20 protein-coding genes are annotated in these 22,869 nt (G+C 64.0%); 12 read left to right on the top strand and 8 right to left on the bottom strand.

Annotated features, from left to right (window positions below; genetic code table 11):
- The first annotated feature begins 5 nt into the window (after positions 1–5).
- The 5 genes from ACWFVE_RS00755 to ACWFVE_RS00735 all read left to right on the top strand — a co-directional run bounded on the left by ACWFVE_RS00755 (position 6) and on the right by ACWFVE_RS00735 (position 5,125).
- Positions 6–1,010, top strand: a complete 1,005-nt coding sequence (locus ACWFVE_RS00755; RefSeq protein WP_447527401.1) for a branched-chain amino acid ABC transporter permease — start codon at positions 6–8, stop codon at positions 1,008–1,010.
- Positions 1,010–2,320, top strand: a complete 1,311-nt coding sequence (locus ACWFVE_RS00750) for a branched-chain amino acid ABC transporter permease (protein ID WP_447527400.1) — start codon at positions 1,010–1,012, stop codon at positions 2,318–2,320. The genes ACWFVE_RS00755 and ACWFVE_RS00750 overlap by 1 nt, the downstream gene beginning before the upstream one ends.
- A 161-nt stretch (positions 2,321–2,481) precedes the next feature.
- On the top strand, positions 2,482–3,345 hold the full coding sequence (locus ACWFVE_RS00745; protein WP_447527399.1) for a heme/hemin ABC transporter substrate-binding protein: 864 nt from the start codon (positions 2,482–2,484) through the stop codon (positions 3,343–3,345).
- On the top strand, positions 3,342–4,367 hold the full coding sequence (locus ACWFVE_RS00740) for a FecCD family ABC transporter permease (protein ID WP_447527398.1): 1,026 nt from the start codon (positions 3,342–3,344) through the stop codon (positions 4,365–4,367). Before ACWFVE_RS00745 ends, ACWFVE_RS00740 begins: the two co-directional genes overlap by 4 nt.
- Complete coding sequence (locus ACWFVE_RS00735) at positions 4,367–5,125, top strand: ATP-binding cassette domain-containing protein (RefSeq protein WP_447527397.1); 759 nt, start codon at positions 4,367–4,369, stop codon at positions 5,123–5,125. Before ACWFVE_RS00740 ends, ACWFVE_RS00735 begins: the two co-directional genes overlap by 1 nt.
- A 45-nt stretch (positions 5,126–5,170) precedes the next feature.
- Here ACWFVE_RS00735 and ACWFVE_RS00730 read toward each other — a convergent pair whose 3' ends face one another.
- From ACWFVE_RS00730 to ACWFVE_RS00720, 3 genes are all read right to left on the bottom strand, one after another.
- On the bottom strand, positions 5,171–6,379 hold the full coding sequence (locus ACWFVE_RS00730; RefSeq protein WP_447527396.1) for an ABC transporter substrate-binding protein: 1,209 nt from the start codon (positions 6,377–6,379) through the stop codon (positions 5,171–5,173).
- Between the two features lie 123 nt (positions 6,380–6,502).
- Entirely contained in the window at positions 6,503–8,056 is a 1,554-nt protein-coding gene (locus ACWFVE_RS00725) for a phospholipase D family protein (protein ID WP_447527395.1), read from the bottom strand.
- Positions 8,049–8,300 (bottom strand): hypothetical protein, encoded by a 252-nt coding sequence (locus tag ACWFVE_RS00720; protein ID WP_447527394.1) that lies wholly within the window; start codon positions 8,298–8,300, stop codon positions 8,049–8,051. Before ACWFVE_RS00720 ends, ACWFVE_RS00725 begins: the two co-directional genes overlap by 8 nt.
- Positions 8,301–8,366: 66 nt before the next feature.
- On the opposite strand from ACWFVE_RS00720, the gene ACWFVE_RS00715 reads away from it, so the two are divergent.
- Positions 8,367–9,170 carry a prolipoprotein diacylglyceryl transferase family protein gene (locus ACWFVE_RS00715; protein ID WP_447527393.1) on the top strand — a complete coding sequence of 268 codons (804 nt, stop codon included), beginning with the start codon at positions 8,367–8,369 and terminating at the stop codon, positions 9,168–9,170.
- Positions 9,171–9,276: 106 nt separating this feature from the next.
- On the top strand, positions 9,277–12,216 hold the full coding sequence (rapA, locus tag ACWFVE_RS00710; protein WP_447527392.1) for an RNA polymerase-associated protein RapA: 2,940 nt from the start codon (positions 9,277–9,279) through the stop codon (positions 12,214–12,216).
- On the opposite strand, the gene ACWFVE_RS00705 is transcribed toward rapA, so the two are convergent.
- Entirely contained in the window at positions 12,213–13,127 is a 915-nt protein-coding gene (locus ACWFVE_RS00705; protein WP_447527391.1) for a TIGR01777 family oxidoreductase, read from the bottom strand. The genes rapA and ACWFVE_RS00705 overlap by 4 nt on opposite strands.
- Positions 13,128–13,241: 114 nt before the next feature.
- On the opposite strand from ACWFVE_RS00705, the gene ACWFVE_RS00700 reads away from it, so the two are divergent.
- From ACWFVE_RS00700 to fabB, 5 genes are all read left to right on the top strand, one after another.
- The gene (locus tag ACWFVE_RS00700) at positions 13,242–14,327 is read left to right on the top strand and encodes an NAD(P)/FAD-dependent oxidoreductase (RefSeq protein ID WP_447527390.1); all 1,086 of its coding nucleotides are present in this window, start codon (positions 13,242–13,244) and stop codon (positions 14,325–14,327) included.
- 173 nt (positions 14,328–14,500) lie between these two features.
- Positions 14,501–15,421 carry a MerR family transcriptional regulator gene (locus ACWFVE_RS00695; protein ID WP_447527389.1) on the top strand — a complete coding sequence of 307 codons (921 nt, stop codon included), beginning with the start codon at positions 14,501–14,503 and terminating at the stop codon, positions 15,419–15,421.
- Positions 15,422–15,500: 79 nt separating this feature from the next.
- A complete protein-coding gene (gene phrB, locus ACWFVE_RS00690) occupies positions 15,501–16,907 on the top strand; it encodes a deoxyribodipyrimidine photo-lyase (RefSeq protein ID WP_447527388.1) in 1,407 nt (468 codons plus the stop codon).
- Positions 16,908–17,096: 189 nt separating this feature from the next.
- The gene (gene fabA, locus ACWFVE_RS00685; protein WP_447527387.1) at positions 17,097–17,612 is read left to right on the top strand and encodes a 3-hydroxyacyl-[acyl-carrier-protein] dehydratase FabA; all 516 of its coding nucleotides are present in this window, start codon (positions 17,097–17,099) and stop codon (positions 17,610–17,612) included.
- A 12-nt stretch (positions 17,613–17,624) separates the two neighbouring features.
- On the top strand, positions 17,625–18,842 hold the full coding sequence (gene fabB, locus ACWFVE_RS00680; RefSeq protein ID WP_447527386.1) for a beta-ketoacyl-ACP synthase I: 1,218 nt from the start codon (positions 17,625–17,627) through the stop codon (positions 18,840–18,842).
- 64 nt (positions 18,843–18,906) lie between these two features.
- On the opposite strand, the gene ACWFVE_RS00675 is transcribed toward fabB, so the two are convergent.
- From ACWFVE_RS00675 to ACWFVE_RS00660, 4 genes are all read right to left on the bottom strand, one after another.
- The gene (locus ACWFVE_RS00675) at positions 18,907–19,671 is read right to left on the bottom strand and encodes a lysophospholipid acyltransferase family protein (protein ID WP_447527385.1); all 765 of its coding nucleotides are present in this window, start codon (positions 19,669–19,671) and stop codon (positions 18,907–18,909) included.
- The gene (locus tag ACWFVE_RS00670) at positions 19,668–20,555 is read right to left on the bottom strand and encodes a sugar nucleotide-binding protein (protein WP_447527384.1); all 888 of its coding nucleotides are present in this window, start codon (positions 20,553–20,555) and stop codon (positions 19,668–19,670) included. The genes ACWFVE_RS00675 and ACWFVE_RS00670 overlap by 4 nt, the downstream gene beginning before the upstream one ends.
- Before the next feature lie 55 nt (positions 20,556–20,610).
- Complete coding sequence (gene ssb / locus ACWFVE_RS00665; protein WP_447527383.1) at positions 20,611–21,222, bottom strand: single-stranded DNA-binding protein; 612 nt, start codon at positions 21,220–21,222, stop codon at positions 20,611–20,613.
- A 156-nt stretch (positions 21,223–21,378) separates the two neighbouring features.
- On the bottom strand, positions 21,379–22,758 hold the full coding sequence (locus tag ACWFVE_RS00660; RefSeq protein WP_447527382.1) for an MFS transporter: 1,380 nt from the start codon (positions 22,756–22,758) through the stop codon (positions 21,379–21,381).
- Positions 22,759–22,869: the final 111 nt, after the last annotated feature.

Below are 22,869 nucleotides of genomic sequence, written 5' to 3'. Positions count from 1 at the left end.
ACGCTGTGAACGAACTGGTCTTTTTTATCAACAACGTGGTGATCGCCGGCAGCGTCACCGGCTCGATCTACGCCATCGGTGCGATCGGCGTGACGCTGATTTTCAGCATCATGCGCTTTGCCCACTTCGCCCACGCGGACATGATGACCTTCGGCGCTTTCATGGTACTGCTGCTGACCACGGCCTTTCCGGCCCTCGGGCCGAGCATCGGCGTACCCACGGCGCTGATCATGCTGCCGCTGGCAATGATACTGACCGCCCTGCTCGCCGTGGGTATCGACAAGGCCTTCTACAAGCCGCTGCGCGCTCATGGCGTCAAGCCCATCGTCATGGTGATCGGCTCACTCGGCGTCACCCTGATGCTGCAGGGCCTGATTCGCCTGTTCGCCGGCACCAGCGGCCAGAGCCTTTACGTCGACGACCGCAAGGAAATCTTTCGTCTCGTCCTGCCCTTCGAGGGCGCCCGCGCGCCGATCGTGGTCACCGAGCCACAGCTCTATCTGTTCGTGATCACGATCGTGGCGGTGGTCGCGCTGGCGGTGTTTCTGAACCGCTCGCGCCTGGGCAAGGCGATGCGCGCCATGTCGGACAACCCGGAGCTCGCCCAGGCCTCGGGCATCAATACCAATACCATCGTGGCGGTCACTTGGGTGATTGCCGGGGGCCTGGCGGCGATTGCCGGTACGCTTTTATCGCTGGACGTCACCTTCAAGCCGGACTTGAGCTTCTTTTTGCTGCTGCCGATTTTCGCCGCGGCGATCGTCGGCGGGGTGGGTCACCCCTACGGGGCGATCGCCGGCGGCTTCGTGGTCGGCTTTGCCGAAACCCTGGCGGTGTTCAACTGGAACGTGCTGCTGCGCCCATTCCGGGACAGTTTGCCGGACTGGCTGGAGCTTCCCTCGAACCTGGCGTTCGTGGGCACCGAGTACAAGATCGTGGTGCCGTTTTTCATTCTGCTGGCCATTCTGGTATGGCGCCCGACGGGGCTGTTCAAGGGTAAGGTGATCTGATGAACGAACGAAACGCATCCTACACGCCCAAAGACGCCACCGTGACGCGCCGCTTCCCGGTGCGCGAGCTGGTACTCTTCGCCGGGCTGCTCGTTGCCGTGCTGGGCGTTTACGCCATGATGGGCGCCGCCTACAGCACGCGCATGCTGGTCGAGGCGGCCTGCTACGCCATTCTGGCGCTGGGCCTGACTATTCAGTGGGGCTACGCCGGGCAATTCAACGCCGGCGTCATGGGCTTCGTGGCCCTCGGCGGCTTCTGCGCGATGCTGTTCAGCGTGCCGGTCAACGACGCCTTCTGGGGCACGGAACTCCCCATCGAGCTCGGCCGCGTACTGCTTTACGCCCTGGCCGCCATTTTGGTGGTCGTTGGGGCGAGCAAGCTCGACCGCCTGGGCGTCCCCAAACGGCTGCGCACGATCATTGCGGTGGTGTTAGCGGTGGTGCTTTATATGGTGGTGATCAGCCTGTTGCGCGAGGTGACCGGTGAGATTCAAAACCGCGCGGGCTTCGTCGGCGGCTTTGGTCTCCCGCCCTGGGTCGGCTGGATCGTTGGCGGCTTACTTGCGGGCGGCGTAGGCTACTTCATCGGCCATATCTGCCTGGGGCTTCGAAGCGACTACCTGGCGATCGCCACCCTCGGCATCGCCGAGATCATCAAGGCGTTTTTGAAAAACTCCGACTGGCTGACCCGCGGCACCGCCACGGTGTCGCCGCTGCCCTGGCCCACCCCGGGCCCGGCAGAGCTCGGCTTTACATTATCGCGGGCGATCTATCTGTCGCTGACCGCGGTGATCATCGCGGCGATCTTCTTTTTGCTGCACCGCGCCTACCACGCCCCCTGGGGGCGAATGATCCGCGCGATTCGCGACAACGAAGTCTCCTCGGCGGCGATGGGCAAGGATATCAACAAGCGCCGGCTGGAGATTTTCGTACTGGGTTGCATCCTGATGGGCCTGGGCGGCGGCGTGCTGGGCACCTTCAACAGCCTCTTCGACCCCCAGGGGTATCTGCCGCTCAACCACACCTTTTTGGTGCTGGTGATGGTGATCCTCGGCGGGCCGGGCAACAACCTGGGCACGATCTTCGGCGCCGTGGCGGTGTACATCATCTGGATCATGTCCGAGCCATTGGCGCTTTTCATCATGCAGCTGGTGGTAAGCCTGGGCGAAGGCGCGGGTTGGGAGCTACCCAGCAATATGGATAGCCGCGCGCTGCAGGCCAGGGTGCTGGTGATCGGCATGCTGATCACCCTGGTGCTGCGCTTTGCCCCCAAGGGGCTGTTGCCGGAGAGCATCAAGACCCACGGCTAGCGCCTGCCCCGTTCATGGGCGCTCGCAAGTCTGGCTGACGCTTTCAAGCGATAATGCTACGCTCGCGCTTGAGGCCCCATGGCGGGTCGATAGACCGCGTGTCCGATAACGACAAAGGATTTGCGCGGCCGATCCATTCAACGTGGCAGGACGGGAGTGGCATGAAAATAGTGGCAACATGGGTTCTGGGCCTGGCGACGGCGTTGGTCGGTTTTTCCGCTGCCGCCGATGAGCGCTGGGTCGTGCTGGGGGGCGACGTTGCCGAAACCCTGGCGCAGCTAGCGCCCGCGCTTGAGGTGGTGGCCCGGGACGACACCGTCGTCTACCCGGCGTCGATGGCCGCCCTTCCCTCGGTGGGTTATCTGCGCAGACTCTCCGCCGAGAGCCTGCTTTCGGTCAAACCGACCCACGTGATCGCCAACGAGCATGCCGGGCCCCAACAGACGCTCGAGCAACTCACTCAGGCCGGGGTCGAGATCATGCTGATCGACGCCCCGGACACCCTGGCCTCGATCAAAAAAAAGGTGCGCGACATAGCCCGCCACACAGGCCAGGTGGAGGCCGGACAAGCGCTTGCCGACCAAATCGATGAAGAGCTTAACCGGCTGGCCGAGCAACCCACCCTGCCCGCTACCCGGGCGATGTTCATTTTGCACCACAGCGGCATGACGCCCCGGGCGGCAGGCAACGCCACCGCCGCGCATACCGCCCTTGAAGCCATTGGCGCCGACAACGCGTTTGCCGCCATGCAGGGCTATCAAAGTGTCGGGGCCGAGGCGCTGGTGCGTGAAGCGCCGGATATCGTCGTCATGTCCGCCCGCGGCCTCGAAGCGCTGGGCGGCGAAGCCGCGCTTTGGCAGCTTCCCGGCATGGCGCTGACCCCGGCAGGCCAGGCCGAGCGGCTGGTGGTGATCGACGACCAGGCGCTACTCGGCTTTGGCCCGCGCACGCCGGCCCATCTGTTGGCGCTTCATCAGGCCGTTGCCGAGGCCATGAACCGCGAGGCCGCGCAAGCAGCGCCATGACCCACCCTTTACGATTGTTTCACCGCCCGCTGCTCGAGCGCCGCGGGCGGGTACTGTTGGGCCTTGGCCTGGCGCTTTTAGTCGCGCTTGGCTGGGCGGGGGCCTCCGGGGCGCTGGGTATTTCGCCCTGGCGGCTTTTAACCGGCCAGGCGGACGCCTTCGATACCCACGTATGGTGGCAGCTTCGCTTGCCGCGCCTTTTGTTAGGCGTAGCGGTCGGGGCCATGCTCGCCGGCAGCGGCGCCGCCATGCAGGGGCTTTTTCGCAACCCTTTGGCCGACCCGACGCTTTTGGGGCTTGCCAGCGGCGCGGGGCTTTTCGTGGCGCTTTGGATCGTGCTGTTCCAGGGCAGCGCCAGCGCCAGCCTGTATGGCCAGTTTCTAGCCGGTTTCCTCGGGGCGCTCTGCGTCTGCCTGCTGGTCTTCGCGATCGCCAAACGCCAGGGCGGGGGCAGCGCCGCGGTCATGACGCTGCTGCTGGCGGGGCTTGCGATCAACACCCTGGCCGGCGCCGGCGGCGGCATTCTGGCGTTCATCGCAAGCGACGAGCAGCTTCGCCAGCTAAGCCTTTGGGGCATGGGGACGTTAACCAATGCGCTTTGGCGCACCACCGCGCTGGCCCTGGTCGTGGTGAGTCTTGCCCTTTTCATGCTACTGCGAAGCGCGCCGGCGCTGGATCTTCTTCAGCTCGGCGAAACCACCGCCCACGCCGCCGGCCTCGATGCGGCGCGCTTGAAACGCCACATTATCGTGGCTACCTCGCTCGGCGTCGGGCTCTGCGTGGCGCTAACCGGCGTGATCGGCTTTTTGGGGCTACTGGTGCCCCACTGCCTGCGCCTGGGGCTCGGCCCCAACCACCGCCTGCTGCTGCCCGCCTCGATGCTGGGCGGCGCGCTGCTGCTGGTCGTGGCCGATACGCTGGCGCGAACGCTGGCCCCGCCGGCGGAGATCCCCGTCGGGCTTTTAACGAGCCTGTTGGGCGGGCCCTACTTTCTCTTTCTGCTGCTGCGCCGAGGCCACTGATGCTCACGCTCCATCAGGCCGGGTTGACCACGACCCCGGCCCTTGCGCCGCTCACCGATACCCTCGTCCCCGGTGAACTGGTGGCCGTGGTCGGCCCGAACGGCGCGGGCAAGAGTACGCTTTTAAAGCTTTTGTCCGGGTTTCGCCTCTGCGAGCAGGGGTCGGTCACGCTGGACGGTATCGCGCTCGAGCGCTGGTCGATCACCCGGTTGGCCCGCCGACGCGCCATGGTGGCACAACAAGAACACCCGGCGTTCGACTGGCCCGTAGCGGAGCTCGTCGCCCTGGGCAGCGCCCCCTCTTCGGCGCTTTTGGCCACGCTGCTGGAGGATATGGATCTATCAACACTTGCCAAGCGTAGCGTGCTGTCGCTTTCCGGCGGCGAGCGCCAGCGGGTGATGATCGCCCGGGGCGCGTGCCAACTGCTATCAAAGCTCCCCACCGACGCCTCAACCGGGGCGGTTTTACTGCTGGACGAACCCACCAGCGCGCTGGATATCGGCCATCAACAGCGGCTGATGCGCAGGCTACGTAGCTGGGCGGCGGACTATCATTTGGCGGTGGTGTGCGTGCTGCACGATCTGAAGCTGGCCACGATCTTTGCCGATCGGGTATGGCTCATGCACGAAGGAGAGCGGATCGCCTCGGGAAGCCCGCAGGACGTGCTCGACCCCGAAACGGTCGCGAGGGTGTACGAAGCGGATTTAAACGTCGAGCGCCGCCCGGGGGCGGCGCCTTCCTGGACCCTGGCGCGCTAGTGAAAAAGCACGCCAGGCAGGTTTTGGGATACGCGGTTCAGCGGTTTACAAATCGAGCTGGCCTTTGGTGACGAAGCGGCCGTCTTCGACGGCCATTTCGACCACCACGCCGGGTACGTCGCCATTGTCATCGAACTCGTGGGAGCCGGAGGCGCCTTCGTAGTTGATCTCGGTACCGGCGGCGATCAGCTCGACCGCCTTCTCCCACTCGCCGGGCAGAATGACCTCGCCGGGTTCGCTTGCCACGCTGCGCAGTGCATCCGCCAGGCCTTCGCGCTCGGCGCTGCCGTTTTGCTCGATGGCCAGCGCCAGCAGGAAGGCGGCGTCATACGCCTGGGCTGCGAACACGGCGCTGGGGTCGAAACCGGCATCATCAGCGGCACTATTGAAAAGCTCGGTACCGGGCAGGTCCGGGCTACCCGGGCGGGTGGCGATCATGCCGTCGAGCACGTCGGCGCCAATCGCCTCGACCAGGCTATCGCCCACCATGCCGTCGGCGCCCACGTATTGGGTGAACATGCCGCTCTCATAAGCCTGGCGCAGTACGGTCTGGCCGGAGGTGTCGGCGTAGGCGAGTACCACCAGAGTGTCGGCGCCGCCGGCGGAGAGCGAACCCAGCTCCGAGCGGTAGTCGGCGCGGTTGTCTTCGTGGGCCAGGCTTTCGGCGATTTCGCCGCCGCCGTCTTCGAAGGCCGTAGTGAAGGCATCCGCCAGCCCCTGGCCGTAGTCGTTGTTCACGAAGGTGACGGCCACGTAATCGAGGCCCTTGTCCAAAAGCAGCTTGGCGAGCATTTCGCCCTGGAAGGCGTCCGAGGGCACGGTGCGAAACACCAGGCCATTGTCGTCGAGCTCGGTGACCGCCGGGGCGGTCGAGGCGGGAGAGACCATCACCACACCCCCGGGAATGGCGGCGTTGTTGGCCGCGGCGATGGTGGCGCCGGTACAAAGCGCGCCGACGATAGCGGTGACGTTTTCGGAGTTCACCATACGGTCGGCGGCGTTGGAGGCCGCCGAGGCGTCAGAACAGGTGGTGTCGCCGGACGGCATGGAAAGGGTTTCACCGCCCAGGATGCCGCCCTGCTCGTTGACCTGGGCCACGGCCAGCTGCGCGCCTTCGAAGATGGGCGGTGTCAGACTTTCGATGCCGCCGGTAAAGCCCCCCAGAAAGCCGATTTTGACCTCGGCCTGGGCCGTGGCGGTCAGGGCCAGAGAAGACGCCGCAATAGCGGCCACGAGTGTGCGTTTATTGATCATATTATTCGTCGCTCCCGGTGTGTGAGACGCCCCGGCTTACGCCAGTGCTTCTTTAATCTGAAACCGAAGCCGGGAAAACACAAGTGGCTTTATCCAACGCTCCTTAACGCAGCCGGGGCCGACTTACAGCAAAGGGGCCAGGTTGAAGGTCTGGCTAAACCAGGCGTTCAGGTGGCGCCAGTGGCTGCCAGGCTCTTCGTCCACGCGGCGCATCTCGCTTTCGTGCTCGTACTCCCAGCCCGGCGCGCCCTGGTCGTCGAGGGTGACGCGGTAGCTAATGGCGGGCTCGCGGCCCACCTCGATCAGCTCCTCGAAGGCCGTCAAAAGCCCCTCGCTCTGCGCCAAAACGCCCACTTCGGTATTCCAAAGCACCGAACGCGGGTCGACGTTGAACGAGCCGATAAACACCTGGTCGTCAAAACGCAGCGCCTTGATATGCAGCGCCGAGGCCGAGGCGCCGGGCACGCGCATGTCCTCGACCTCCTCGTCGGCGCTCGTCTCTTGCTCCGGGCGCAGCTCGTATAGGCGAATGCCGCTTTCCAGCAGTGCCGGACGCCAGGGCGTATAGGCGCCGTGGACCACCGCCGCATCGGTGGACTCCAGGGAATTGGTGATGATATCGACCTCCACGCCCTCGCCGGCCAGCGCCACGAGCCGCTCGACGCTCGCCTCGGTGGGGACGAAGTAGGCCGAGACCAGCACCAGCCGCTCGCGGGTTTGGGTGTGCTGTAAAAGCTCGCCCAAAAGCGTCTGGCGCCAGGGCGGCGCGCCGTCGTGTTCGACTTTGGCCGGTGCATCCCACATTGCCCGCCCCTCGCCCCAGTAGAGGGTCTGCCAGGGCGGCGATTCACTTGGCAGGGCGCGCAGGTCGGCGATGTAGTCGGCATCGGCGTTTTCATCGAGCCAAGCCCTGAGCTCTTGGGCCAGCGCCTGCCAGGCGCCCTCCTTTGCCGAGTGGTAGCGCGCGATCGGCTGGGCGAGTGCGTAATTCCAGTAATCGTCGAAACTTTGCGAGAGTGCCGGTACGACCTGGCCGATGGTGACCAGGTCCAGATCGGCGAAGTTGAGCGCATCGTTGGCATCGAAATACTCGTCGCCCAGGTTGCGCCCACCCGCGATCGCCACGCTGTTATCGGCAATCCAGAGCTTGTTGTGCATGCGCCGGTGCTGTTGGGTCGGGTTGGTGAACGAGGCCAACACCCGGGTGGCCAGGTGGCCGCGGCCAAACGCCACCGGGTTGAACACGCGCACCTCGATATTGGGGTGGCTTGAAAGCGCCGACAGCCGGTCGCCCTGGCCAATCGCCCCCATATCATCGAGGATCAAACGCACGCGGACACCGCGCTCGGCGGCGGCCAGCAGCTCATCCATCACCAGCCGCGTCGTCTGGCCATCGCCGAACAGATAGGTCTGTATATCGAGCGAGCGCTCGGCCTGGTGGATCAGTTCCACGCGCACTTCAAACGCCTCCTGGCCGTTGGCAAGCAGCGAAAAACCGTCCGGCTCGCCCTGGCCCGCCAGGGCCTCGGCGGCTTGCTCGCCAAGCCAGGTCCCACGCGCCTGGTCCAGCGGCAGGGCGGTGCGCGTCTCCCGCGGTACGTCGCTATCGACACAGCCGGCAAGCGCGACCAGGGCCACGAAAAAAAGCGCGGCGAGCCCCCGCCGAGGGCTATTCATCGTCGAATCCGGCCTCACTCAGCCGCGCCCGGCGCGCATCCGCCTGTTTACGCTGGCGATTGCCTCGGTAGAGCCTGGCCAGCGCAATCGACAAAGCCGCGGCCAGCATGACGCCCAGCACCACGCCCTGCCAGGGGCGGGCGGCGTTTCCCATCACGGTTTCCAGGCCAATGATCAGGGTAAGGCCCAGCGCCTGGGACCCAATCGCCAGCGCGCGAAGCACATCAACGCGGGACTGGTACATAGACATCTCCGTAAAAACCAACGTGCATGATATGGTGGACCAGTGTAACTGCTTAACGAGAAAACGATGAACGCGATTGCCCTTGGACCGCTACTAATTTCGCTGCCGCGGCTTTACGCGCTGGGCTGTGCGCTGGCCCTGCTACTGGCCAGCCGCTTTTTGCTGTCGCTGCCGGCCCGCGATAAAAGCCGCTGGTTCAACGGCCTGGTGCTTGCCTGGCTGGTGGGCGCGCGCCTGAGCTACGTGGCGCTCAACTTTTCGAGCTTCGCCGGAGAGCCGTTGGAAGCTCTCAAGGTCTGGCAGCCAGGCTATCATCCGCTGGGCGGCTTCATGGCCGGGCTTTTGTGGTGCGGCTGGTATCTGCGCGACAATCTCAAGGCGATGGCCAAAACCATGATTTTGTTCGCCCTGGCCTCGGCCATCTGGCTGGTGGTGATGATGATATCCGCACCGCAAGGTAGCTTCGCCGTCGCTGAACTGCCCGAGGTGACTCTCGAGGATATCGACGGCAACCCGCGCTACCTGCCCGACCTTATTGATAGCGGCGACCGGGTCATCGTCAACCTCTGGGCGACCTGGTGCCCGCCGTGCCTGCGTGAAATGCCGCTTTTACAACAAGCCGATGCGCGCGAGGGTATCAGCGTGGTGATCGTCAATCAGGGCGAAGACCTGCTGCCCGTGGTGCGCTACCTCGACGAGCAGGGCCTGACGTTTCGCCATGCGCTGCGAGACCCGAGCCAGACGCTGATGGCGCGCTTTGAAGCCCCAGGACTTCCGACCACCTTACTGTTCGACTCGAACGGGCGCACCGAGGATATCCACGTCGGTGAACTGACCCGCGCCCAGCTCGAGCAGTGGCTGGATAATTAAACGACGCACCGCTTAATCCTTCCCGACCTTTGCGTTAGAATCCCTCGCCCTGTCGCCGCCTGCCCGCCAGGCGGCACGCCCCGTTTTATGAACTTCTTGAGGCACCATGAGCGATTTTACACCCGGCCAGCGCTTTATTAGCGACGGAGAAGCCGAGCTTGGGCTAGGCACCGTACTAAACTGCGACGCCCGCAGCGTTACCATTTTGTTCAGTGCCAGTCAGGAAACCCGCACCTACAATACTCGCCAGGCACCCTTGACCCGCGTGGTGTTCGGTAGCGGCGACAGCGTAACCTCCGCCGACGGCTGGCAGATTACTGTCGACGAAAGCACCCTCGACCAGGGCCTGATCACCTACCACGGCCTGGACAAGGACGGTACGCCCCAGTCGCTTCCCGAGACCAAGCTTGCCGACACCATGCAGTTCAACCAGGCCCGGGATCGTCTGCTGACCGGCCAGGTGGACCGCAACGACTGGTTCGATCTGCGCTTTCGCACGCTGCACCACTACCAGCGTATCGAGCAGCACGAGGCCCTGGGCTTTAGCGGCCCGCGCATCGACCTGATCCCCCACCAGCTTTTTATTGCCGACGAAGTGGCGCGGCGTCACGCCCCGCGCGTCATGCTCGCCGACGAAGTGGGCCTGGGGAAAACCATCGAGGCCGGGCTGATTCTGCACCGCCTTTTGATGAACGGCCGGGTGGCGCGCGCGCTGATTCTGGTGCCCGACAGCCTCACCCACCAGTGGCTGGTCGAACTGCTGCGCCGCTTCTCGTTAAACGTTTCGCTGCTCGACGAGAGCCAAAGCCTGGCCCACGGCGACGAAAACCCCTTCGATAGCGCTCAGCTGATTCTGGCAAGCCAGGGGTGGCTGTTCGCCAACCGCGAGCGCCAGGCCCAGGCACTGGCGAGCCAGTTCGACCTGCTCATCGTCGACGAGGCCCACCACTTGGAGTGGCACGCCGACGGTGAAAGCGGCCCGGGCTACCAGTGCGTCGAGCAGCTCGCCGGTCAAATCGCCGGACTGTTGCTGCTGACCGCCACGCCGGAGCAGATGGGGCTGGAAAGCCACTTCGCCCGCCTGCGCCTTTTGGACCCGGAGCGCTACCAGGAGATCGAGCGCTTCAAGGAGGAAGAGGGCCACTACGCTGAGGTGGCAGGCGCCATCGAAGCCCTCGACAACCTGCCCGAAAGCCGCGAACAGGTGGCCCGCGTGGCAAGCGACTCGGACAGCCAGGCGCTGCTGGCAACCCTTTGTGAAGCGGGCGCAAGCGATGAAGCGAAGGCGAGCGCCAAAGCGCAGCTGACCAATGCCCTGCTCGATCGCCACGGCACCGGCCGGGTGATGTTTCGCAACAGCCGCCGCCACGTGGGGGGCTTCCCCGAGCGCCGCCTGCACCAGAGCACGCTGGAGCTTCCCTCGGCGTATCGGCGCACGCTGCGCCGCATCGAGCGCGACGAAGACTACTTCGACGAGCTGCTGATCGAAACCGGCATGGATCATCCGGACGTGGTGATCTATCCCGACGCCACGTACCGCGCGCTCTCCGAGGACCCGCTGAACAGCGAACCCTGGTGGCAGATCGATCCGCGGGTGAACTGGCTGCTGGAAAAGCTCGCCGATACCGACGAAGAAGGCCTGGCCGGCGACAAGGTACTGGTGATCGCCCACCACCGGGAAACCGCAGAAGGCCTTTCCGAGGCGCTGCGCGTGCTGGGCGGCTACCAGGCGCCGGTGTTCCACGAAGACCTTTCATTGATCGAGCGCGACCGCGCCGCGGCGGCGTTTGCCGACGAAGAGGAAGGCTGCCAGGTGCTGGTGTGCTCGGAGATCGGCTCGGAAGGGCGCAATTTCCAGTTCTGCCGTCATCTCGTCATGTTCGACATGCCCCAGCATCCGGACCAGCTGGAGCAGCGTATCGGCCGCCTCGACCGGATCGGCCAGCAGCACGCCATCGAACTGCACGTGCCGACCTTTAGCACCTCACCGGGTGAGCGGCTGGTACGCTGGTACCACGAGGGCATGAGCGCCTTTAGCGCGCCCCACGGGGTGGGCAGCGAGCTGTTCGACGCCTTTGGCGACGCCCTGGCGGATGCGCTACTCGACGACGAGGCGCTGACGGAGATCATCGACGAGACCCGCACGCTGTTTAACGAGAAACTGGCCGAGCGCGAAGCCGGGCGCAACCGGTTGCTGGAGCTCAACGCCTGCCGCCCCGCCCGGGCCGAGCAAGTCATCGAGGCGGTGCGCGAGCTGGATGACGACACCGCCCTGCCCCGCTACGTCGAGCGGGCGCTGGACGTGTTCGGCGTCGACAGCCAGGAAATCGGCAAGGGCCTGCTCTACTTGAAGCCCGGCTCGCACATGATCGACGGCCTGCCGGGGCTGGTGAAGGGCGAAGAGGGCTTTTCGGCCACCTACCGGCGCGATCTAGCGCTGGCCCGGGACGACGTGCATCGCCTCTCCTGGGAGCACCCGCTGGTGCGCGAGATGATGGGCCGGGTGCTGGATGGCACCATGGGCAACACGGCGCTGGCGCTTCTGCGCCACCCGGCGATTCCCAGCGGCCGGCTGATGGCGGAGCTGGTGTTCTGCACCCATTGCCCGGCGCCCAGGTCGCTGCACCTGAACCGCTTTTTACCCCCCACGGCCGTGCGCGTTTTGATGGACGAGTCCGGCGCCAACCTGACCGCCAGCATCTCGTTTACCGGCCTTTCCAAAAACGTTCAGAAAGTGAACAAATCGATGGCGCGGGATTTGATCAAAAGCCGTCACGACGAACTGCGCGTGCTGGTCACTCGAGGGGAAAGCGAAGCCGAGAAGTCGCTGCCAGCGCTTTTGGAGACAGCGCGGGAGCGCATGCGCGAACAGATCGACGGCGAGCTGAACCGCTTAAGCGCGCTGGCCAGCAATAACCCGGCGGTGCGCGATGAGGAACTCGAGGCTATCAAGGGCGAGCGTCAGGCGCTGGAAGAGGCGATCGACGCCACCCGCCTGCGCCTGGACGCCGTGCGGGTGGTGATCACCGTCGACCCTAACGCCTAACGCGTTTTGGCCAGGATATCGTCCAAAGCTTTATCGAGGGTCGGGTAGCCGAAATTGAATCCGGCCTCGTGCAGACGCTCGGGGCGCATATCCGCGCCGGTCAACAGTAGCCGCGACATCTCACCAAGCCCCGCTTTCAAGACGAAAGCGGGTACCGGGAACATCGCCGGACGATGGAGGTGGCGCGCCAGGGTTTTGGTAAAGGTTTCGTTGGTCACCGGGTGCGGCGCGCCACCATTGAACGGGCCTTCGAGGCCGGGCTTGTTGATCAGGTAGATGATCGCCTCGACCAGATCCTCGCGGTGCACCCAAGGCATGAACTGCTGGCCGTCGCCAAAGCGCCCGCCCAGGCCCATTTTAAAGGGGGGCAACATCTTGGCCAGGGTACCGCCGCCGGCTTCCAGCACCAGCCCGATGCGTACGATGGCCAAGCGCACGCCGAGCGCCTTGACCGGTTCGGCGGCGGCTTCCCACTGTACACAAAGCCGATGGGCGAACTCTTCGTGGGGCGGGGTTTGCTCGTCCACCTTCTTCTGGCCCTGGTCGCCGTAATAGCCCATGGCCGAGCCGCTGACCATGACCGCGGGCAGGGGCTTGCCCGCCTTCTCCAGTGCCTTGCAGAACTCGACCAGCGCCGTGGTGGTCTCGACCCGGGAGCTAATCAGGCGCTTTTTCTGGGCATCGCTCCAGCGCTTACCGGCAATGGATTCCCCGGCCAGGTTCACGATCGCCTCCGGCGGCGTATCGATGAACGCCATGGCGCTTTCGCCGGTCGTGCATTCCCGCGGCAGTACGCGAGCCGCCTTGGAGGGTGAGCGCGATACCACATCGACCTGATGACCGCCGCCGATCAGCTTTTCACAAAGCCGCTTGCCGACAAAGCCGGTACCGCCGGTAACAAGAATCCGCATCGAGAACCTCCTCTACGTTGTAAACGTGGCGTGGCACCGCGCTATAATTACACAAATGCTATACGATAGTGCTACGATAAGTATATTAACTTTAACGTATTCTCGCGAGGATTTATGCCTGAAAACCCTCTTGCGGGCTCACGCCCCGAGAGTGTCGCCGTTATCGGTGCCGGTATCGCCGGGCTTGCCTGTGCCCAGGCGCTGGCCGAGCAGGGTATTGGCGCCACCCTGTTCGATAAGGCCCGCGGCCCCGGCGGGCGCATGGCCAGCAAGCGCCGCCCCACCGCCACCCTCGACCTGGGCGCGCAAAGCTTTACCGTTCGCGACCCGCGATTTTCAAAGCTCATCGATCCCCTTCTCGAAAACGGCGCCGTTGCGCCGTGGTCAGGCGCCCACTACCGCGTGGATGAAAGCGGCTGGCAGGCGCTCGTCGATGACCAGCCGCGTTATATCGGCGCGCCGCGCATGAGCGCGATGACCCGCGAGCTTCACCACCGGCTGAGGGCTTTCGCTCACGTTCACACCCACTTCGAGACGCGCATTACCGCGCTGGAGAAGGGCCCGGGCGCCACTGCTGGCTGGCGGCTACGCGACCATAACGACAACCTGCTGGGCCCGTTCGACACGGTGGTCATCAGCGCTCCTCCTCCCCAGGCCGCAGCGCTGATCGGCGAGTGGGATGCAGCGCTTACCGGCGCTTGCCAGGCGCGCCCCCAGCGCGGCTGCTGGGCGGGTTACGTGGTGTTCGAAACCGCGCTGCCCGTCATGGAAGGCATCGACGACTGGGACAGCCTTCACGCCCGCCACCCAGTGCTGCGGCTGGCCTCGCGTCATCACACCAGGCCCGGCCGAGAAAGCCAGCCCGAAAGCCTTAGCCTGCTCGCCCAGCTCGACTGGAGCGATGACAACCTCGAGCTTCCCCCCAGACAAGCCGCCTGCGCGCTGTACGCCGCGTTTCGCTCGCTGCTGCCCAAAGACATGATGATGCCGCCGATTCGGGAGCTTTGCGCGCACCGCTGGCGCTACGCTCAGGCAGCAGCGCCCTCGAACGTTTCATACTTATACAGCCATCAGGGACTTGCCCTTTGCGGCGAAAGCTTTCGTGGCAGCCGCGTCGAGGATGCCTGGCTGTCCGGATTTGAGCTTGCAAATGCTTTGATAGCGCTACCAAATAGTTACCCAAATCAAACGACTGTGTAAGAAAAAGATCACCAAGGTTGTACCCGGCGCCAAAAAGTTGTACAAATTAGCCTACCTAAAAAGGCTTTAGAGTTTCATCAGACGGCCAACAGACGCTATTGCGCTGTGCGCCGCCGCCATTTATGACAGATCCCTGTGGCAAGCGCGGCAGGCAACCAAGAGGCAAGGCGCCCATGAACACCAAGGCGACCCATCCACCCGATACCCCGCTCTACCCCATTCGGGAGGTTTCCCGGTTAACGGGTGTCAACTCGGTCACCCTGCGCGCCTGGGAGCGTCGTTACGGTCTTATCTGCCCTCAGCGCACGCCCAAGGGTCATCGCCTGTATGCCCAGGACGACATTATCCGCATCGAGCGGATTTTACAGTGGCTCAACCGCGGCGTACCGGTTAGCCAAGTGGCAGATCTGCTCGATCAGCCGGAAACCATCGAAGCGCCGGTTCCGGACGCCGGCGACTGGGCCAGCCAGCGCCAGCAGCTTTTAGCGACCATCGAGGCGATCGACCTGCCCAAGCTCGAGTCGCTCTACCAGCAGAGCCTGGCGCTTTATCCTCTGAGCACGGCGGTCAACGAACTTTGGCAGCCGGCGATCTCCACCCTCGAGGCCAAGTGGGCGATCGAGCCCGACGACCTGGTGCGCCGCTCGCTGGAAGCCTTCTTGAGAAGCCAAGTGGGTATTCGCCTGCACTATGCCAACCAGGCGACCCGCGGCCCGCTGATCTTGCTCAACGCCATGCCTGACGATCCGGGCCCGCTCTGGGTACTGTTGACCGCGTTGATGGCAAGCGAGCAGGGCTACCGCGTACAGTTACTCGACCATTCACTGGCGCTGACCGATCTGCCCCAGGCGGTGTCGCGACTGCACTGCTCCATGGTGCTGCTGACCAGTGGCCAGCGCGAAAGCGACGACTTCATCCGCCGGGCGCTGCCCGAAGCTGCCACCTCGCTCAATGTACCCTTGGGCGTCTGCGGGGAGGTCGCCCGCCAGCGCGATGGCGACCTGCGCGACAGCGACGTCCACGTACTCGGTGATGATCTACCCCAGGCCATTGCCCGGCTGCGCCCGCTGCTGCGCGAATCCGGCATCCTTTAACACCTCACGTTTTCACGCCGTCATCCATAGCGTCGAGGGGTTGCTACTTCGGCGCTTTTGATACGCCAGGGAGGGCGTCATGGCGCTTCAGCTTGTCTGGTTTCGTACCGACCTTCGCACCTTCGATCACGCCGCTTTGGCCGCCGCCGCCGAGAAAGGCCCCGTGGTCGCGGTGTTTCTCCGCAGCGTCGAGCAGTGGCAATCCCATGGCCACGGCGCCAACAAGATCGATTTCTGGCACCGCACGGTTCGGGCGCTGAAAGCGTCGCTCAACGAGCTCAACATCCCCCTTCTGCACCGGGATATCGGCCATTATGAGGCCGCCGCCGACACGCTTTTGGAGATCGCCCGCGAGCACGATATAAAGCAGCTCCACTTCAACTATCAGTACCCGGTCAACGAGTACCAACGCGACGAACAGGTGCTCAAAGCGTTCAAGGACGCAGGCATTGTCGCTCACGGCTATCACGACGCCGTGGCCTACGCGCCGGGCACGCTTTTGACCGGCAAGCACGAGTACTACAGCGTATTCACGCCCTTCGCCAAGGCCTGGCACAAGAACCTCAAGGATTCGCAGCTTCACGTTCTCGACGCGCCCCCCAAGCAGCAGGCGCTCTCTATCGGCAATAGCGCCGTCTCGGCGCTGCCCGAATTCGCCCAGGCGCCGGTCAATCAAGACGCCTGGCCCGCTGGTGAAGACGCCGCCGGCGACCGTTTGGCCCACTTTCTGCAAAAGCGCGCCAAACGCTACAACGACCAGCGCGACTTCCCTGGCGTGGCGGGCACCAGCGAGCTCTCCCCCTACCTGGCCCTGGGCGTGCTGTCGTACCGCCAGTGTATGCAGGCGGTGATGAGCCACAACGGCGGCCACTTAAGCGATGGCGACAAGGGCTTGACGACCTGGGTCAACGAGCTGGTATGGCGCGAGTTTTATCAGCACGTGGTGGTGGGCTTTCCCTACGTTGCCCGCCGTGAGCCGTTCCAGCAGCACACCAAAAAGCTTGAGTGGCGCAACGACGACGATGGCTTCCAGGCGTGGTGTGAAGGACGCACCGGCTACCCGCTGGTGGACGCCGCCATGCACCAACTGGTGACGACCGGCTGGATGCACAACCGGCTGCGTATGGTCACCGCCATGTTTTTGAGCAAGCACCTGCTGATCGATTGGCGCCGCGGTGAGGACTTTTTTCTCACCCACCTGATCGACGGCGAGTTCTGCTCCAACAATGGCGGCTGGCAGTGGGCGGCCTCCACCGGCACCGACGCCGCGCCCTACTTTCGTATCTTCAACCCCACCACCCAGTCGGAGCGCTTCGACCCCCAGGGCGACTTCATCGCCCACTGGCTGCCAGCGCTTGCCGAACTGCCCGCCAAGGCGCGCCATGCCCCGCCCCGCGACATGCTGACGAAGCTCGATTATCCCGAACCCATCGTCGACCATAAGGCAGCCCGCCAACGAGCGCTCGAGGCGTTCAAGGCGCTTTAAAAGCACTTAAAAAAGCGCCGCTTGAGGTGAGCCAAATCAACGATAGATCGACGATGGCGTGCATTCAGCGGTTTCCGGAAGTAGACTAGGCGTGGCCTTGCCAGCCGTTTGTTGTACTTGACCCAAGCGTTAGTCGGGGGTCGAATGCCACAGGCGGCCAACGTCCACCTTGATATTCGGAACGATTCAGTGACCAAGCAACACTCCTTTGATCGCGAAGAACTGCTGGCCTGCTCCCGCGGCGAGCTTTTCGGCCCCGGTAACGCACAGCTTCCGGCGCCCAACATGCTGATGCTGGACCGCATCACGCACATCCACGAAGAAGGCGGTGAGCATGGTAAGGGCGAACTGATCGCCGAGCTCGATATCACGCCGGATTTGTGGTTTTTCGACTGCCACTTTCCGGGCGACCCGGTGATGCCGGGCTGTCTGGGGCTTGACGCCATGTGGCAGTTGGTGGGCTTTCACTTGGGTTGGCTTGGCCACCCCGGGCGCGGGCGCGCTTTGGGCTGCGGCGAAGTGAAATTCAGCGGCCAAATCCTGCCCGATGCCAAGACAGTCACCTACCGCATCAATATCAAGCGGGTCATCACGCGCCGGCTGATTCTCGGCATTGCCGATGGCACGGTGGCCGTCGACGGACGCGACATCTATCAGGCTAATGACTTACGCGTTGGCCTATTCACCTCCACTGCGAATTTTTAACAGGAGGCTTCCATGCGACGAGTGGTAGTCACCGGCCTTGGCATCGTATCTTGCCTGGGCAATGACCAGCACCAGGTCCTGGACGCGCTGAAAAACGGGCGTAGCGGCATTCGCTTTAAAGAGGAGTATGCCGAGCGCGGTTTTAGAAGCCACGTAGCCGGCAGCATCCATATCGATCTCGAAGCACTGGTCGATCGTAAGCTTCTACGCTTCATGGGCGATGCGGCGGCCTACGCCTACGTCTCCATGGCCCAGGCCATCGAGGATGCGGGGCTCGCGCCGGAGCAGGTGTCCAACGAGCGTACCGGCCTGATCGCCGGCTCCGGCGGTGCCTCCAGCGCCAACCAGGTCGAAGCCGCTGACGTCATGCGCGAAAAAGGCCTGCGCCGCGTGGGGCCCTACCGGGTTACGCGTACCATGGGCAGCACCGTCTCGGCCTGCCTGGCGACGCCCTTTCAAATCAAGGGCGTGAACTACTCGATCTCTTCGGCCTGTGCGACCTCGGCACACTGCATCGGCAGCGCCATGGAGCAGATCCAGCTAGGTAAGCAGGATGTGGTCTTTGCCGGCGGCGGTGAAGAGGAGCACTGGACGCTTTCGTGCCTGTTCGACGCGATGGGCGCGCTCTCGACCCACTACAACGATTCGCCGGAAACCGCCTCACGGCCTTATGATCAGACCCGCGACGGCTTCGTCATCGCCGGCGGCGGCGGTATGGTCGTGCTCGAAGAGCTCGAGCACGCCAAGGCCCGTGGCGCAAAAATCTACGGCGAAGTCGTGGGTTACGGCGCCACCTCCGATGGCCACGACATGGTCGCCCCCTCCGGCGAGGGTGCCACGCGCTGCATGCGTCAGGCCATGGCGACCGTGGATGGCGATATCGACTACATCAACACCCACGGCACCTCGACGCCAGTGGGCGATGTGGCGGAGCTGAAAGCGATCCGCGAAGTGTTCGGCGATACCACCCCGGCGATGAGCTCGACCAAGTCGCTGACCGGGCACTCCCTGGGCGCCACCGGCGTGCAGGAAGCGATCTACTCGCTGTTGATGATGCAGCACGGCTTCGTGGCCGCCTCGGCCAACGTCAGCCAGCTCGACGAAAAGGCCGACGGCTTCGACATCGTGACGAGCCGCCGCGACGACGTCGCCATAGAGCGGGCGCTCTCCAATAGCTTCGGCTTTGGCGGCACCAACGCCTGCCTGGTCTTCCAGCGCTACGCTGACTAGATAGGCCACGACAGGCAATCACAAAAACGGCGCCCAAGGGCGCCGTTTTTGTCTGTATAAAGCGTTACCGAGCCGGGGGCGCGGAACTCATGGCCACCGGCTCGTCCCCTCGGGGCACGTCGGAAATCTCGACGAGCGTGGTTTCGATCCAGCGTTCGACCTCGGCGAGTACTTCATCCGGCGTGCGCCCCTCGGTCGGGATCGGCGCGCCGATGCGTACCCGCAATACGCCGGGCTGCTTGACCCAATGGCGCCCGGGCCAGCGCTCGCCGGCGTTGTGCGCCACCGGCAGTACCGGCACACCGGCGCGGCACGCAACGACCGTACCGCTTTTGTTGTAGCGCTTGCGGTTTCCCGGGTCGACCCGGGTGCCTTCGGGAAAGATCAGCACCGAAAGCCCGGTTTGCAGCCGCGCCACGCCCTGGGTCAGCACTTGTTTCATCGCCCGGGCGGGCCGGGAGCGATCGAGGCCGATCGGGCGCAAAAGGCGAAGTCCCCAGCCGAAAATCGGAATGCGCAGAAGCTCCTGCTTGAGCACGGTGCAAACCGGCGGCTTCATCACCTGCAAAAAAACCGTCTCCCACTCGCACTGGTGGTTGGCCTGGATCACGCAGGGCCCGTCGGGGATCTGCTCGCGGCCCTGGATGTCGTAGCGCACGTTGCAGGCCAGCCGGAACCAGAAAATCAAAAAGTAGTTATACAGGTTCAACAACCGGTAGCGCCCAGCCAGCGGCAGAAAAGGCGCCAGCGGCAGAAACAGTACGCCGCACAGCAGCATGGCCGAAAAATAGCCCAGGTAGAACACCAGGCTACGCAGGGCATTGATCAAGCCGACTCTCCTTGTTCCGGGCGGTTCTGGTCGCGGGTCAAACACCATGCGTCCAGCATACGCCCTACTTCCAACCGCCAGGGCTTTTGATGAACGCCAAACACGTCCAGCACACGGCGGCAATTGAGCACCCGCCGGAGCTTGGCATCGTGGTGATGGTTCAACGCCTCGACCGCGCCAAGCGCAACCGTTTCGCCGCGCCCTTCCAGGTGGGTCGCCAACTGCGTGCGCACCGTGGAGATAAACGTAAAGGTGCTGACCGGCTCGATCCCCGCCAGGTGATAGGCGCCCCAGGCATTGGCGCCGCACTTCTGCTGGGCCAGCATGCCAATCAGCGCCATGGCGGCCGCGTCCGCCGAAGTCGGACAGCAAATCACATCCTCGGCGGCGCGCACGCTCTGGCCCGCTACCAGGCGCTCGATGATATCGCTCAGCCAGGCATCGCCCCCGTCGAGCGCGAAAAGAGGCCCCAGACGCACGATTAAATGACGATGATGCTCGCCGCGAATGCGGTCTCCCGTGGCCACCAGCCGGCGCAGGCTCTCATCCCGCGGGGCGGGCACCACGTGCTCGTCGATAGGGATCTCGAAGCCCTCTTCGTAGAGCTGGTCCGAGACGCACCACACGAGCGCGATATCGTTGGCCTTGCACGCCTCCATGCAGGCCTCGACCGCATCGGCGTGGGCCTTCACATCCGCTGGGGGCATAACCTGAGGGTGCGCCAGGGGCGGAATGATCACCGCGTGCGGCGCAATCGCTTCGAGCTCGGCCGCGTCGAGGCGCATTTCCTGCTCGATGACCAGCTCGGTGTCTGCACGACGGCTGGCCTCCCGGGCCAGCGCCAGGCTCAAACAGTGCCCGGCATCCAGTATCAAAAGCTTCAAGGCCGACGACCTCCTGTCTCGCGATGCCGGTCACACACCCCCGGCAAATGCGTGATTAAAACGGAATTTCGTCGTCGAAATCGTCGAAATTACCCGGGTCCGGAGCGCCGTAACGGCTGTTTTGGTCGTTATTGGGCGCGCCCTGGCCACCCTGGTTGGGCGGGTTGTTCTGGCCATTACCGTACTGGTTGCCCGGGGCCTGATTGTTCTGCGGCGGCGGGTTGTTTTGATAACCGGCATTTTGCGCCGGGGCGTTCTGGGGCGCGTTATTTTGCGGGGCGTTGTTTTGATAATTCTGCTGCGGGGCGCCGCCGCCCTGGAAGTCGCCGCCACGGCTATCCAGCATCTGCATGTCGTTGGCGACCACTTCGGTGCTGAAGCGATCCTGGCCGTTCTGATCCTGCCATTTGCGCGTCTGCAGGCGGCCTTCGACGTACACCTTGGAGCCCTTTTTCAAGTACTGCTGGGCGATCTCGGCGGTCTTGTTGAACAGCACGATACGGTGCCACTCGGTGCGCTCCTGGCGCTGGCCGCTCTGGCGGTCGGTCCAGGTGTCCGAGGTGGCCAGGTTCAGGTTCGCCACCGCCGTACCCGAGGGGGTAAAACGGACTTCCGGATCCTGACCCAGGTTGCCGATCAGGATAACTTTGTTAATACCGCGCGCCATAGCTCGCTCCTTTTAAATAAGATCCGTTCAAATAGAGGCCGTTCTCAAATAAGGGCCGCTCAATCGTACTGTCGAATCGGTCAGGGTAGTGTCGCCGCCAGCGGTTAGGGTATCACCGATTGCGCCGACACGAATTCACTGTTTGTAGCAGCCGGATCAGGGGTTGTCCGGCAAAATCAACTTCTCCAATGCGCTCCGGTCGAGCGCATTGCGGTTCACTTTCAAATACAACAACCGCTCTTCGGGCACCACCATGACGTCTTCCACACCGACCACTTCCGCCAGGCGCTGCATCAAAAGATCCAGCGTGTCCGGATGCGTGTCGTCGAGGGCGACGATTTCGCTCGAAAGCGGCGGCGGTGTCGGCAGGCCCCACATGACCAGCCACCAGCCAAGGCCAAGCAGCGCACAGCCGATGAACACCGCGTCCAGCCCCCAAGTGCTCGACAGCACCCCACCCAGGGTACCGCCCAAAAAAGCGCCCAAAAACTGGCTGGTGGAGTACACGCCCATGGCGGTGCCCTTGGCACCCGCCGGGGCCAGCTTGCTCAACATCGAGGGCAGCGTGGCCTCTAACAAATTGAAGCCGGTAAAGAAGACGAACAGCCCAACGAAAAGCCCCTTGCCGTGAGACGCCGGCAAGGCGAGCGCGGCCAGGCTCAGCGCGATGGCCGTGATCGCGAGCAGACACACCGTTTTGATCCGCTGGCGCTTCTCCGCCAGGATCATCAGCGGCACCATGGCAACGAAAGACAGCGCCATGATCGAAAGATACACCACCCCGTGGTACTCCATCGCCACTCCGGCACCGATCAGCCGAAAGGGGACCGCCACGAAAATCGCCATCAAAATCAGGTGCAGCGAGAAGATCGAGGCGTTCAAACGCCACAGGTCCGCCCGCGCCGCCACGCTTTTGAACTGCGCCCGGTCCATGCCCACATCCTTGTGGCGCACCCGGCGCGGAGCCGGCGGCACCCAGCGCCACAAAACGAATAGCCCGACGAAAGTGAGCAGCGCAGTGACCCAGAAAATGCCCGAAAGCCCCGCCCAGCCGGCAAGCCAGGGGCCGAGCACCATGGCGACGGCGAAAGAGACGCCAATGGAAAGCCCGATGGTGGCCATGGCGGCGGTACGTACCTGCTCGCGGGTTTGATCGGCCAGCAGCGCCATGATCGCGGCGGCCACCGCGCCGGCGCCCTGCAGAGCGCGACCGGCAATGATCCCACCGATGGAGTCGGCCATGGCCGCAACGACGCTGCCCAAGGCAAACATTAAAAGCCCCAGGGCGATGATACGCTTGCGCCCGAAGCGGTCCGAGAGCAAACCAAAAGGAATCTGCAGCGTGGCCTGGGTCAGCCCGTAAACGCCCAGCGCGACACCGATCAGTAGCGGCGTGGCGCCGCTTAGTGTGTCGGCGTAGAGCGCAAGCACCGGCAGCACCATGAAAAGTCCCAGCATACGGGACGCATAAAGCCCCGCCAGCCCACTGATTGCGCGGCGCTCAGAGGCCAGCAGCAGTGTGGAAAGGTTGCGCATAGTGCCCTTTTAAACGGTCGGAGGCGGGTGAAAGCCCAGAAAAGCCGTCCATTCTAGCGCTTTGTCCAGGCGCTGGAAACGCTCGCCTTGCGACAAAGCGTCTCTGCCGCT

This window comes from Vreelandella mediterranea (genome assembly GCF_970647075.1).
Note: the sequence above shows the minus strand (reverse complement) of the source record. Positions and strands in the feature narration are given on the sequence as shown.